This window comes from Holdemania massiliensis, assembly GCF_022440805.1.
Taxonomy (GTDB): Bacteria; Bacillota_I; Bacilli_A; order Erysipelotrichales; family Erysipelotrichaceae; genus Holdemania; species Holdemania massiliensis_A.
The window spans coordinates 163611-176956 of the sequence record NZ_JAKNTK010000001.1; the positions used below are offsets into that span (position 1 = coordinate 163611).

The 13346-nt window shown below is 43.8% G+C and carries 11 protein-coding genes; 9 read left to right on the plus strand and 2 right to left on the minus strand.

All coding sequences use genetic code 11. The features are described 5' to 3' along the window. Positions 1 to 10: 10 nt before the first annotated feature. From MCG46_RS00745 to MCG46_RS00755, 3 genes are all read left to right on the plus strand, one after another. Positions 11 to 859, plus strand: coding sequence for a PRD domain-containing protein (locus MCG46_RS00745; protein ID WP_240276695.1), 849 nt, complete (start codon positions 11 to 13; stop codon positions 857 to 859). A gap of 103 nt (positions 860 to 962) precedes the next feature. Beyond that, the gene (locus MCG46_RS00750) at positions 963 to 2390 is read left to right on the plus strand and encodes a PTS transporter subunit EIIC (protein ID WP_240276697.1); all 1428 of its coding nucleotides are present in this window, start codon (positions 963 to 965) and stop codon (positions 2388 to 2390) included. A 77-nt stretch (positions 2391 to 2467) separates the two neighbouring features. Continuing rightward, on the plus strand, positions 2468 to 3883 hold the full coding sequence (locus tag MCG46_RS00755; protein WP_020225440.1) for a glycoside hydrolase family 1 protein: 1416 nt from the start codon (positions 2468 to 2470) through the stop codon (positions 3881 to 3883). Between the two features lie 69 nt (positions 3884 to 3952). On the opposite strand, the gene MCG46_RS00760 is transcribed toward MCG46_RS00755, so the two are convergent. Beyond that, the gene (locus tag MCG46_RS00760; protein ID WP_240276699.1) at positions 3953 to 4609 is read right to left on the minus strand and encodes a TetR/AcrR family transcriptional regulator; all 657 of its coding nucleotides are present in this window, start codon (positions 4607 to 4609) and stop codon (positions 3953 to 3955) included. A gap of 262 nt (positions 4610 to 4871) precedes the next feature. On the opposite strand from MCG46_RS00760, the gene MCG46_RS00765 reads away from it, so the two are divergent. The 4 genes from MCG46_RS00765 (at position 4872) to MCG46_RS00780 (ending at position 8347) form a co-directional block, all read left to right on the plus strand. Further along, the gene (locus MCG46_RS00765; protein ID WP_240276701.1) at positions 4872 to 5741 is read left to right on the plus strand and encodes a DegV family protein; all 870 of its coding nucleotides are present in this window, start codon (positions 4872 to 4874) and stop codon (positions 5739 to 5741) included. A 280-nt stretch (positions 5742 to 6021) separates the two neighbouring features. Further along, positions 6022 to 6819, plus strand: a complete 798-nt coding sequence (locus tag MCG46_RS00770) for a MerR family transcriptional regulator (protein WP_240276702.1) — start codon at positions 6022 to 6024, stop codon at positions 6817 to 6819. Further along, on the plus strand, positions 6819 to 7634 hold the full coding sequence (locus tag MCG46_RS00775) for an ABC transporter ATP-binding protein (RefSeq protein ID WP_240276704.1): 816 nt from the start codon (positions 6819 to 6821) through the stop codon (positions 7632 to 7634). Before MCG46_RS00770 ends, MCG46_RS00775 begins: the two co-directional genes overlap by 1 nt. After that, positions 7631 to 8347 (plus strand): ABC transporter permease, encoded by a 717-nt coding sequence (locus MCG46_RS00780; protein ID WP_240276706.1) that lies wholly within the window; start codon positions 7631 to 7633, stop codon positions 8345 to 8347. The genes MCG46_RS00775 and MCG46_RS00780 overlap by 4 nt, the downstream gene beginning before the upstream one ends. A 286-nt stretch (positions 8348 to 8633) precedes the next feature. Here MCG46_RS00780 and MCG46_RS00785 read toward each other — a convergent pair whose 3' ends face one another. Next, a complete protein-coding gene (locus MCG46_RS00785; protein ID WP_240276707.1) occupies positions 8634 to 9302 on the minus strand; it encodes a DUF4272 domain-containing protein in 669 nt (222 codons plus the stop codon). A gap of 237 nt (positions 9303 to 9539) precedes the next feature. Between MCG46_RS00785 and uvrA the strand changes: the two genes are divergently transcribed. Together uvrA and hprK are read left to right on the plus strand one after the other, a co-directional pair. Further along, positions 9540 to 12365, plus strand: coding sequence for an excinuclease ABC subunit UvrA (gene uvrA / locus MCG46_RS00790; protein ID WP_240276714.1), 2826 nt, complete (start codon positions 9540 to 9542; stop codon positions 12363 to 12365). A gap of 4 nt (positions 12366 to 12369) precedes the next feature. Next, positions 12370 to 13341 carry an HPr(Ser) kinase/phosphatase gene (hprK, locus tag MCG46_RS00795; protein WP_240276716.1) on the plus strand — a complete coding sequence of 324 codons (972 nt, stop codon included), beginning with the start codon at positions 12370 to 12372 and terminating at the stop codon, positions 13339 to 13341. Positions 13342 to 13346 lie beyond the last annotated feature (5 nt).

Here is a 13346-nt window from a genome sequence, read left to right on the forward strand (position 1 = left end):
GTGAGAAAGAATGATAGCCACTAAAATATTTAACAACAATAGTATCCTTTCTAAGAATAATAAAGGTGAAGAAATTATTTTAGTTGGAGGTGGCATTGGATTTGGTATTAGAAAAAATGATGAAATTGATGAGCGGAAAATCGAAAAAGTTTTTTGTTTAGAAAAAGAGACTAATTATAAATTTCAAAGCATTGTCAGAAATACACCTTTGCAGTATATTCTTGCCGCTGATCAGATTATTACATATATAAAGAAGAACTCTTCTAAAAAAATTAATGACTTTATTTATGTGACACTCACTGATCATATTTATACAACGATAGAGCGCGTTAAAAATCACATTGAATTTGATCAAGTTCTTTTGACCAACGTAAAAAATTTATATCACGAAGAGTATAGATTAGGCTTAAATGCCTTAAAAATTCTTCAATCTCGATTACATATTAATATTCCAGATTCTGAAGCAAATTTTATTGCATTACATATTATTAATGCAGAAATGAATTGTTCAATGCCAATGATTTATGAAATTACATCAACGATTTCTGAAATTGCACATTATGTGTCTGAAACCTTGCATACAGAACAGGATACTATTTCTTTTGATCGATTCATGACTCATTGTCGTTTTCTGATTCAACGAATTTTTAATAAAAATGAAGATGAAGTCAATAACGCAATATTTGAAAACATTCTCACAAATATAGAAAAATCGCATACTGAGGAATTGAACTGTGTTGAACATATTATGGATATTATCAAGGAAAAATGTCAGTATGAAATTAATGAAGATGAAAAAATGTATTTAATGATTCACTTAATTCGCTTGAAAAATAGTAAGTATCAAAATAGACAATAGTCTGTTTTAGATAAAGGATTAGATTTGCGCAAGTTTAATGTGCAGCTTACTGCAGGCAGCTGTACAAATCCAGCATGTAGATAGTTGATAAGGAGGATAAACTATGACAAAGTTTTCAAAACTATCTGAGCAGCTTTTGGAGGGAATCGGTGGTTTGAATAATATTACTTATATTACTCATTGTGCCACTCGTTTGCGCGTAAGTTATCGCAGCAAGGAATTGCTTAAAATGGAATTGTTAGAAAATCTGCCGAATTCTTCAGGAATTATCGCATTGGCGGGAACTGTTCAGGTTATTATTGGAACCGATGTCCATGATGCGTATAATGAATTTATAGAGTACACAGGCTGGTCTGAATCAGAAACTTCGGCGGAAATTGTAAATGAATCAGAAGAAGTTCAATCTTATGAGAAGCGAGATTTTCAGTATTACTTATTGAAATTCAGTAATTTTATTGCACCTATATTTATGCCGATTATTCCTGCATTAATTACAGGTGGTATGATTTTAGCAATTAAGAATTTGTTGGTTAACTACTTCGGTGTTTCTATTGATAGCGGAACTGCACAATGGATGTTAAATATATTTGATGCTGCTTTTAAATTCCTGCCTATTTATATTGGTTATACAATGGCTCAGCAGCTAAAAATGCAGCCGATTATGGGTGCGATGCTTGGTGCAGTCTTAATTTCTCCTACATTTGAAAGTGGTCTGATTCCTGATATTTTTGGATTTCTAGTTCCGCAAGTCAGCTACAGATCTACGATCCTTCCAGTTATCTTGGGAGTTGCCTTGATGTATTTTGTTGATAAAGGGCTAAAAAAGGTATTACCGAAGACGTTATCTTACTTTTTAAAACCACTCTTAACTATGATTATCGTTACTCCTGTCGTATTGATTCTCTTAGCTCCTGCAGGAAATCTGCTAAGCGGTTATGTAGCCGATTTTGTGCTTTGGGTATCCAACACTTTAGGTATTATTGCATTGCCTTTGCTTTCTATGATTTATCCATATATGGTTATGTTTGGCCTTGATAAAGGACTGCATCCAATTGCTTTGGAACTGTTGGATAAACTTGGCTATAATCCCGTAACAATTGTAATTGGGTTTATTTCTAACATCTGCATTGGTGCGACAACATTGGCACTCGCATTGTCGATGAAAGACAAAGCGCAGAAGGCGACCGCGGTTTCCTCAGGGATCACAGCTTTGTGTGGCGTAACGGAACCTGCCTTCTATGGACAGTTAATATCACATCCTAAATGTATGATTGGTCACGCTGTGGGTGCATTATGCGCTGGCTTATTTGCAGGATTCTTTCATTTGAAAACATTTGTGCATGGAGGATGTCCGGGTTGGCTAACTCTTTTATTCTTTGTGGATCAAAATGGAAATATTAATTATGTCCTAATTGCCATCGTAACGGCTCTGATTGGAATGATTGTGTCTTTCTTTGCAACCTGCATAATCTTAAGAAGAGCAGGCAAATTGGAGAATAATAAAAAGTTTAGCAATGAAGTAATTAACTAGTGATCGCTTCTGTTTGTTTAAGAAAAATATACAGATTGTAATTCCAAGGACAAAAAGTAATAAAGGAGGTAATTGGAATGATAAAAATGATAAACGGAGATCAGATGCTTTGGGGCTCTGCGACTGCAGCCTATCAATGCGAAGGAGCATGGCAGGAAGATGGAAAAGGAACCAGCATTTGGGATGATTTTGTACATAGCAATAAGAATACGAAGGGCATAACTGCGGATGTTGCCTGTGACTTCTATCATCATTTTGAAGAAGATATCCGGATGTTAGCTGAAGGAGGACAGAATACATTTCGCTTCTCCATTAGCTGGTCGCGAATTTTCCCTCATGATGATGGTATCGTAAATGAGGCAGGAGTCCAGTTTTACAATCAAGTTTTAGATATTTGTGAAAAGTATAAAGTACTTCCCAATGTAACCTTATTGCACTACGATTTACCAAGCTACATTGGTGCTGATGGATGGGAAAAAAGGGAAACGATTGATAAGTTTGCAGCTTATTGCAAAAGATGTTTTGAGATTTTCGGTGATCGAATTCCATATTATGCAACGATTAATGAGCCTAATCACAATTCCTATTGTTCATATTTAGTGGGGAATTATCCACCGAATCATGTTGGCGATGTCCAGAATTTAGTTAAAGTCTGTTATCACAATATGGTTGCGAATGCAAAGGCAATTCAGGAATTCCGTAAGCTGAAATTGAAGGCCAAGATTGGAATTGTAAATTCCGGGGCAAGTCGTGCTGATATTTTAAAAGATACACCTGAATATCGAGAAGCCAAACGATATGCTAATATGCTGTTTCATGGATGGTTGATTGGAGCAGCTGTACTCGGAAAATTTCCTGACGATTTAGGGGATACACTGCGGAATTTAGGGGTTGATTTATCCTTTGTTAAACAAGAAGACTTAGATTTAATTAGAGAAAATACAGTTGACTGGATTGGGGATAATATTTATGCTCGAAAAGTAGTAAAACCGTATGAATTTGGAGAGACACAAATGGTCGTTAATAACGATCCGCATCATTCTCAAGCTTTAGAGGGCGTGACAGTCAAAGGATTATTCCAGCCGGATATCGATCCAACAACAAGAAAAAATCCTTGGGGTCGTGAGATATATCCCAAGTGCGGCTATGATGCGCTGATTCGTTTGCGAGATGAGTATAATAATATACCGGTGTTCATAACAGAGAATGGACATGGAATGTTTGAAACGGTAGACGAAAAGGGTGAAATTAATGATCAGGAACGAATCGAATTCTTAGAAGAGTATTTAGATTTCTTTGCTAAAGCAAAGGAAGAGGGATGTAATCTGCAGGGTTACTATATCTGGAGTACAATGGATTTATACAGTTGGATCAATGGTTATGAAAAACGCTACGGTCTTGTTCATGTTGATTATGAAAATAACTGTAAACGTATACCTAAAAAAAGTTATTATTGGTATCGTGACTATATTGAATTTCAAAAGAATCAGTAGTTTTTGTAAGCAACGATTCATTTCTAATCAGGAAAATGCCTGTGCTTAAGTCATTAAAGCACAGGCATTTTATACAGTCGGGGAAGTGCTGATAGAAAGTTGGTCTAATTCGAGTTGTCTTTGGCGGAACACACCATTAAGCCCATCAAAAATAAGCAGTCCTGTCAGTTTTGAAATTTCCTCCAGCGAAGAAGAATGATCATCGGATGAAAACCATTGCTGATATACAGAAATCAATCCGGATGCAATGAATTCAAGCACATATTGAGGAAGAACATTGTCATTTGGAAAATACTTGTCAAATTGAATGAGGAGATGATCTTTGACGACTTCTTTCACTTTATTCAACAAATGGCTGTGACCGGAAGAATGAAGCAGACTGTGAAAAAAGAGTGCGTCCTGATTGATCATGGTTGTCAGTTTTTCAAACAGCGGATAAGGATTGAGCCGCTCTGCGGAAAAATCAGTGCTGTCAAGAATTTCAATTAATGACTGAATAATGTCATTTTCAATATCGTTGAGCACATCATAGATGGAGTCATAATGCGTATAAAAGGTTTTGCGATTAATCAAAGCGGTATCAGCTATTTCTTTAATCGTAATCTGTTCGATGGATTTTATACTCATTAATTGTATTGTGGCATTGATGATCGCTTTACGTGTTTTGATTACACGTTTGTCTTTTGTATTTAGGTTCTTTTCCATTTCATCACCTGATTTGAACATAGTATAATCCTCAGATGTTGCTTATGTCAATGAAGAAACAGATATGTTGAAAAAAAACGGAATTCATTTGTGATTATCTCAGCTTAAACAACATAATTATTTCATAATGCCCAATAAGAAACGATAGAAGCGAATTTGACCATTGCCTCAAAGGCCAGTTTGGCTTATACTTCTATCATCCAATAAGTAGCAAGTGTTGCTTATTCTCCAAAAAGCGCGAAAAACATCAGAACTTAAACTTTATTTAAAGGAGGACTACTGAATGAGTGATTTTATTTTGATAACCGACAGTACTGCCGATATGCCAGAATCCTTCTACACTCAGCATCAAATTCCTGTTTTATCCTTAACGTATACATTGCATGACCGGACTTACACACAGGCTGACAGCCTGCCGATGAATGAATTCTATGATCAGCTGCGCCAAGGCGAAATGCCAGTGACCTCACAGGTGAATCCAGAAGCAGCGCTGGCAGGTTTTCGTGAAGCAGCTCAGCAGAATAAAGATATCCTCTGCCTTTGTTTTTCTTCCGCTTTGAGCGGAACTTATAACAGCTGCCGGATTGCGGCTGAAATGTTGAAGGAAGAAGGCTATACCCACAAGATTATCGTGATCGATTCGCTCTGTGCTTCAACTGGAATGGGCCTGCTGCTGCATAAAGTCTGTGAAATGAAGCAAAAGGGTGCTTCGTTGGAAGAAACGGCGGCCTGGATTGAGGATCATAAACTGAATGTCTGTCACGTCTTTACCGTCGATGATCTCAATCACTTATATCGCGGCGGACGGGTGTCCAAGACAGCGGCAATTGTGGGTTCAATGATCAACATTAAACCGATTCTGCATGTCGATAATGCAGGAACGCTGCAGGTGATAGGTAAAGTACACGGCCGTACAAAATCATTGAAAACACTTGTCGATCTGATGGAAGAAAAGATGGGAAGCTGGAAGGATAAAAATGATATCTTCATGATCTGCCAGGGAGATGTTCAATCAGAAGCCCAACAGGTAGCCCAAATGGTCAAAGAACGCTTTGGAATTTCTCAGTCGCTGATCACCTATACCGGCCCAGTGATTGGCAGTCACACTGGTGCGGGAGTTATTGGTTTGTTTTTCATGGGGGATGAACGCTGAGTTTTCCAAAAGATTAAAAATGATTCTCAGTCCTTTCTCCAATGATCTGTCTAAGTTAAGCATGAACACCTTAAACAAGACAGATAGTTTTAAGGCAGTTTGATTCTTATCGCAGATTGCAGATTGAGTTTTTACTTGCACCTGATATACCGCAGGTGCTTTTTTTGTGTATTTGAGAACCGTCAGCAGCGTTTTTTTGTTATTCTCAGCGAAAAATAAAAGAAAAGACTTGCTTGTGACGCTGCGTCATTCATTATACTTAAACTAAGGCGGTGAAATCATGGAAAAACAAAAAGCGATTCCCGAGGGATTTATGGCGATTGGTGAAGCTGCCAAAAAGCTGGGGGTTACCGTAAGGACGCTGCAGCATTACGATAAAGAAGGATTGCTTTCCCCTTCCGCAGTCAGTTCGGGCGGTCGACGTCTCTATACCAATAAAGATCTGGTCATGGTGCATCAGATCCTATCGCTGAAACATCTGGGATTTTCGCTGTCGGATATCAAAAACAGACTGATTCCGCTGGATAGTCCGGCAGAGGTGGCCAATGCTTTACAGGATCAGGCTGAGGCTCTGCGGGAGAAAATTGAAGGTCTGTCGCAATCTCTGCGGGAAATTGAAACACTCCATCAGGAAGTGCTGAAAATGGAAGCCGTGGATTTTAAAAAATATGCGGATATCATTGTGAATCTTCAGATGAAGAACGATTTTTATTGGCTGATTAAGCACTTTGATGATCAGATGCTGGATCATATTCGGCAACGATTTGATCAGGAAAGCGGAATGACTTTCATCCAGACTTTTACGCAGCTGCAGGAACAGGCGATCCAACTGTATGAAGATGGAGTTTTGCCGGAGAGTGATCAGGGTCAGGCTCTGGCGGAAGCATTCTGGAAATTGATTGATGAATTTACCGGCGGTGATCTGAGCCTGCTGCCGAAGCTTGTAGAAATCGGAAAGTTTGAAGGCAGTGAGCCGGGCTGGAAAGCAAAGCAGACGGAAGCCAATGCTTTCATCGGACCAGCTCTGAATACCTATTTTGAAAGGAACGGATTCAACCCGATGCAGGAGGAAAAATGATGAATACGGCCATTGAGGTTCGCGGACTAACCAAGCGGTACGGGAATCACGTTGTTTTAAAGAGTCTGGATTTTACGGTGCATGAAGGGGAGATCTTTGCTTTGCTGGGCGTTAACGGCGCAGGAAAAACAACGACCCTGGAATGCATCGAAGGTTTAAAAAAGGCGGATGGCGGTCAGATCCGGATTAACGGTAAAATGGGCATACAGCTACAATCCGCTTCTCTGCCGGAACGCATCCAAGCCCGCGAGGCTGTCAGCTTGTTTGCCTATTGGAATCAAACTGAGCCAGATCCAAAACTGCTGGAGACGATGGGAATTCAGGAGTTTGCGAAGAAACAATATGTTCAGCTGTCAACGGGTCAAAAACGGCGGCTTCATTTAGCCTTGGCACTGATCGGAAATCCGGATATTCTAATTCTGGACGAGCCGACAGCTGGATTGGACGTTGAAGGCAGGATCGCACTTCATGAACAAATTCGTCAGCTGAAAGCGCAGGGAAAGACAATGGTACTGGCCAGTCATGATATGGCAGAAGTAGAAAGTCTTTGCGATCGGATCGGGATTTTGATCGAAGGCCAGCTTGCCTTTATCGGGACGGTCGCGCAGCTGAATGAAAAGGTAGGAAAACAATATAACATTTCGATTCGTTCAGAGGCGGGAGTAGCACAATTTGCCACTGAAGATATAGCGGAAACACTGCTTACCCTTTTAGCTCAATATAAAGCTGAAGGCAAAGGCATCAGCGATATTCATGTTGACCGCGGTTCGCTTGAACAACATTTTATTACGATGACCAGAGGAGAAAAAGGATGAAGGCATTTTTATATGGAATTGCTTTGCAGGGGCGTCTGGATATCCGAAGCAAGACGCTTTTGATTACCTGTTATCTTGTACCCCTGTTGTTTTTTATCGTCATGGGCGGAATTTTCACTTCCATCATGCCTGGAACAGAAGCGACATTGATACCCGCGATGACGGTGTTCGGTGTAACGATGGGGGCTTTGATTGGACTGCCGCCGACCTTGGTTGAAATCTATGGAACGGATATCAGAAAAGTCTATCAGGCAAACGGTGTACCTTCAGTGCTGGGACTTGTTCTCTGCAACATTTCAGCTTTTGTTCATTTATTCATCATGAGCCTGATTCTTTATTTTATAGCGCCACTGTTGTTCCAGGCTGAATTCCCAATACAGACTGACGCGTACTTTGGCAGTCTTGCGATTTTTATCGCAGTATCGCTGGGCATCGCCAGTGTGATTGGATTGGCTGTTCACGATCAGGCGAAAACCTCAATGGTTTCAATTCTATTCTTCCTGCCTTCAATTCTGCTTTCCGGCATTATGTTCCCCGCTGAAATGCTGCCAAAAGGGTTTGAGGCGGTCGGACGCTTTTTCCCTGCATCCTGGGGCTATCAGCTGATGAGCGGAGCTGTCTTTCAGGCTGAACTGCTTGTCCCGCTGCTAGGGATGCTTTTGGCCGCAGGCCTGATCTGCGCTGCACTGCTGAAAAGAATCAGTCAAAAATGATCGTACCAGAGGGCTGAAATCAGACAACATTGAACATCAAGCCGTAAAGATCCAAGGGATGAGGATTTACTGGATCATGATCAGAATGAGCATCCATGATAAAAGGAATAGCAAGATTTCGCAGTGAACTGCGCCTTATTTTGCCATTCCTTTTTTTTTGTAAACAATGCGTCAAAATTCTTAAGCAGAAATTGAAAAGACGGAACTCCATTCATTGAGAATGCCAATTTGTCCAGGCACTTCAACGAAAATGATTACTGCCTCTCCAATTAGGAAAAGAAGAGAACTAGGTATTGCAGCTGACGTGATCCCAATCATTCTGCTGATCGACATCAATCAGCCAGTTCAATCCCCAATGCCGTTCGTAAACAACTTCACTGTTCAATCCTGCCGGAGCGGGCTCGCCTTTAATCCTGGCGTCAACACAGGCCCAATCATAGCGGAAAATCAAATCCGCGGCATCGAGAATTTCATCAATGGAACGCAGCGAGGTGTCTTTCATGAATTCATCAAATGTGGCTTTGGTGCTGACGACCTCAATCGCTTTCTGGCAATCGCAGATCTGACTCGGGAAATCAAGGGAATCAATCAGTCCCAATGCCCAGATCAAAGGCCAATAGGCCTCGTATTTCCAGACCATGTTGACCCAGTCCTGTTCACTGGCCGTTCCTTCAAAAATGGCTTTTTCTTTTTCTGTCAGAAACAGCCGGACGCCAAACCGATCCAGAAGTCCGGTCATGAACAGCCGGGAGTCTTCTACCTCCTGTTGATTCTGCAGGTCGCAGGCCAGCTGAATGGTGATCAGGCAGCAGATCGCGCGCCGAGCGATTTCCTCAGCACTGCGTAGCCGGACTTCATCCGCAGTTTCAATTCCCGGCAAATGTTCGATATAAGGCACACCCTGCTCTTTCAGCAAAGCGATGGATTGTTGCTTTCGTTCTTCAGCGCTTTTCATGGCAGCCTCCTTTTTTCATATCTTATTTTATCACGAACAGGTGACGAAAAGCTGATGTCTTTAAGAAGGAATGCTGAAATTTTCCATTTTACTTGAATTTTGTTCAAGAAAAGGCTTGCGAGGGCAGTGAACTCCCCTTATAATAAGGAAGAAGTAGTCATTCCCAAGCAATTTTTTTAAGAATGATGTACAATAGAAGCACTCTTGGGAAAGCTATATGAAGCGAGGTGTAAGAACATGCAACATGATAAAATTATTATTAAAGGCGCGCGTGAGAACAACCTTAAGAATATCGATTTGACGATTCCGCGGGATAAGCTGGTCATCATGACCGGATTGTCCGGTTCCGGAAAGACATCGCTGGCGTTTGATACGATCTATGCGGAAGGTCAGCGGCGGTATGTTGAGTCGTTAAGCGCTTATGCGCGGATGTTTTTAGGTGGTGTTGAGAAACCGGATGTGGATTTGATTGAAGGCTTGTCGCCATCCATTTCCATTGATCAGAAAACAACGAGCAATAACCCGCGTTCCACCGTCGGCACGGTAACCGAAATTTATGATTACCTGCGGCTTTTGTATGCCCGTGTCGGCGTTCCTTATTGCCCGATCCACAATGAGCCGATTGTTTCCCAGACGATTACTCAAATGGTGGATCGAATTATGGAACAGCCGGATAAGACGCGTCTGGAGATCCTAGCGCCGGTTGCGCATCGGGAAAAAGGAACGTTCAAAGACGTTTTTGAAAAGCTGCTGAAGGATGGCTACCTGCGGGCTCGGGTTGATGGTCAGATGATTCTGCTGGAAGAAGTCAAACCGTTAGAGAAGAACAAGAAGCATTCCATTGATGTTGTCGTTGACCGAATCGTCAAGAATGACGGAATTCGTTCCCGGCTTCATGATTCTCTGGAAACGGCGCTCAAGCTGGCTAACGGCATCGTTGTTGTGCTGGCGGGAGAAAATGAACTGTTGTTTTCACAGAACTATTCCTGTCCGAAATGCGGCTTCTCCGTGCCGCGTCTGGAACCACGGCTGTTTTCGTTTAACTCGCCATTGGGCGCGTGTGACGAATGTAAGGGGTTGGGCATCACCCAGCGGGTGGATGTCGACTACCTGATTCCGGACCGCTCCAAATCGATCCGCAAGGGCGGCATCGTTTACTACAAGAACATTGTTGATACGGAGAATATTGAATGGCAGACGTTCAATACGCTGTGCCGGCATTATCATATTGATCTGGACAAACCAATTCAGGATTTTACGAAGGAAGAACTGGAAATCGTCCTGTATGGCTCCAAAGAACCGATTGCCTACAGCATCGCTTCCCGATCCGGCAACCGCTTCAGCCGCAATGATTACATCGAAGGAGTTAAAACGTTGATTGAGCGGCGTTTTGTTGAAACAACGTCAACGATGTCGCGGGAATGGTATGCCTCTTTCATGGCTGAATCCCCTTGCCCGAAGTGCGGCGGCAAGCGTCTGAATGAGATGGCGCTGAGCGTGCGTGTCGGCGGCAAGAATATTTATGAATGGACGACGATGTCCGTCATTCAGGCACTGGATTTCATGAAGAACTTACAGCTGGATCCGATGCGGGCGGAAATCGCACGGTTAGTCATAAAGGAAATCGTCAGCCGTCTGACGTTCTTAAAAGACGTTGGATTGGAATATCTGACGTTGGATCGGCTGGCTGGGACTTTATCCGGCGGTGAAGCGCAGCGTATTCGGCTGGCAACGCAGATTGGTTCACAGCTGACCGGTGTTTTGTATGTTCTGGATGAACCTTCCATCGGGCTGCATCAGCGTGACAATGCCCGGCTGATCAGAACCTTGAAAAACATGCGTGATCTGGGCAACTCCTTAATCGTTGTCGAACATGATGAGGAAACGATGATGGAATCCGACTGGATTGTCGATATCGGACCGGGGGCGGGCGTGCATGGCGGTGAAGTGATCGCCAGCGGGACACCGCAGATGGTCATGCAGTGTGAAAGCTCGATTACCGGTCAATACCTCAGCGGCCGCAAAAAGATCGATGTGCCGGCAAAACGCCGCAAAGGCAACGGCTTATTCCTGGAAATCAAGGGGGCGCAGGAAAACAACCTGAAAAACGTCAATGTGAAGTTCCCGTTAGGGACTCTGACAGTCGTAACGGGAGTCAGCGGCAGCGGCAAGTCTTCGCTGGTCAATGAAATCCTGTGCAAAGCGGTGCAGCATTCCTTAGGCCGGACACGCATCAAGCCGGGCAAGCACAAGGCAATTCTAGGATTGGAAAATCTCGATAAGGTCATTGAAATCTCACAGGATCCGATCGGCCGCACCCCGCGCTCCAATCCGGTAACCTACACCGGTGTCTTTGATGATATCCGGGACCTGTTTACCCAGACTCCGGAAGCCAAGCTGCGCGGCTATGACAAGGGCCGGTTTTCCTTCAACGTCCGCGGCGGGCGTTGTGAAGCCTGTCAGGGCGACGGCGTGAAGCGGATTTCGATGCACTTTCTGCCGGACGTTTATGTCCCATGCGAAGAATGCCATGGCAAGCGGTACAATGAAGAAACGTTGCAGGTTACCTACAAAGGCAAAAATATCTACGATGTACTGGAAATGACAGTGGAAGAAGCGATTGAGTTCTTTTCTTCAATTCACCGAATCAAATCCAAACTTCAGACATTGCATGACGTCGGCCTGGACTATGTCAAGCTCGGTCAGCCGGCAACCACGTTGTCGGGCGGCGAGGCTCAGCGTGTGAAACTGGCCAGCGAGCTGCAGCGCAAGGCGACCGGCAAGACCGTCTTCATCCTGGACGAGCCGACAACCGGTCTGCATACCCATGACGTTAAAAAATTACTTGCGGTCTTACAGCGAATCGTCGATAATGGAGATACGGTCATTGTCATCGAACACAATCTCGATGTGATTAAATGTGCCGATTACATTATTGATATTGGCCCGGAAGGGGGCGATCAGGGCGGTACGATTATCGCCAAAGGCACCCCGGAACAGATCGTCAAAGTAGAAAAGAGCTACACCGGCCAATATCTGAAATCCATGCTTGAGAAAGGATGAGGCTATGGAATACGAAGGCAAGGTTATGATCAGCGAGCTGCAGAACTATTTCAAATTTGAACAGCTCAGCGGCAACGAAGAATCGCTGAACCGATGGGTGATCGTTCCGGACGTCAACCGTCCGGGACTGGAACTGGCAGGGTTTTACAAGCATACAGAACCTCGCCGGATCGTGATCATCGGCGACAAAGAACAAGCGTATATCGACACGCTCTCCGTGGAAATCCAGCGAGAGCGTTTTGAGCAGCTGACCGACGGCTACACGCCGACGATCATTTTAACCCATCACCGCGAATGTCCGCCGGTGCTGCTGGAGGTTGCGGGATATAAAAATTTCCCGATCTTCCGCACCGCGATGACCACTTCCCGGCTGATGGTCGATCTGATCAGCTTCTTGGATGAACGCCTGGCACCCTCCGACAGCATTCATGGCGTCTTGATCAGCGTGTATGGCAAAGGCGTGCTGATCTGCGGTGAAAGTGGGATGGGCAAGAGTGAAACAGCGCTGGAACTCATCCGCAAAGGTCACATTCTGGTGGCGGATGACCGCGTGGATGTGGTGCGTGTCCACAACAGCATCATCGGCCATTCCCCGGAACTGCTTCAGGGCATGCTGGAAATCCGCGGCATCGGCATCATCGACGTAGCGAAGATGTTCGGCGCCAGCGCGCTGCTGCCTTCTGCGCAGATTGATCTGGTCGTTTCGCTGGAAAAGTTTGATTCCAACGCCGAATATGCCCGCGTCGGAATTGAAACTGAACAGTTTATGCACATCCTGGAAGTGGATGTGCCGAAAATCGTATTGCCGGTGAAGGAAGGCCGGACGATTGCCGTGCTGATTGAATCGGCAGTCACGAATTTCCGTTTGAAAGAAATGGGATTCGACAGTGCGAAAGCGTTTGAGAACCGGGTGTACGACTACATTGAGCGGCAGAATGCAGCCAATGCCGTACCGCCGGAAACAGAAAAGGAGTAATCGAC

Coding starts and splice junctions, on each gene's coding strand:
- MCG46_RS00785 (WP_240276707.1), bottom strand. CDS start 9,302: ATGAAAAGCGCTGAAGAACGAAAGCAACAATCCATCGCTTTGCTGAAA.
- MCG46_RS00745 (WP_240276695.1), top strand. CDS start 11: ATGATAGCCACTAAAATATTTAACAACAATAGTATCCTTTCTAAGAAT.
- MCG46_RS00770 (WP_240276702.1), top strand. CDS start 6,022: ATGGAAAAACAAAAAGCGATTCCCGAGGGATTTATGGCGATTGGTGAA.
- MCG46_RS00760 (WP_240276699.1), bottom strand. CDS start 4,609: ATGTTCAAATCAGGTGATGAAATGGAAAAGAACCTAAATACAAAAGAC.
- MCG46_RS00755 (WP_020225440.1), top strand. CDS start 2,468: ATGATAAAAATGATAAACGGAGATCAGATGCTTTGGGGCTCTGCGACT.
- uvrA (WP_240276714.1), top strand. CDS start 9,540: ATGCAACATGATAAAATTATTATTAAAGGCGCGCGTGAGAACAACCTT.
- MCG46_RS00775 (WP_240276704.1), top strand. CDS start 6,819: ATGAATACGGCCATTGAGGTTCGCGGACTAACCAAGCGGTACGGGAAT.
- MCG46_RS00780 (WP_240276706.1), top strand. CDS start 7,631: ATGAAGGCATTTTTATATGGAATTGCTTTGCAGGGGCGTCTGGATATC.
- MCG46_RS00765 (WP_240276701.1), top strand. CDS start 4,872: ATGAGTGATTTTATTTTGATAACCGACAGTACTGCCGATATGCCAGAA.
- hprK (WP_240276716.1), top strand. CDS start 12,370: ATGGAATACGAAGGCAAGGTTATGATCAGCGAGCTGCAGAACTATTTC.
- MCG46_RS00750 (WP_240276697.1), top strand. CDS start 963: ATGACAAAGTTTTCAAAACTATCTGAGCAGCTTTTGGAGGGAATCGGT.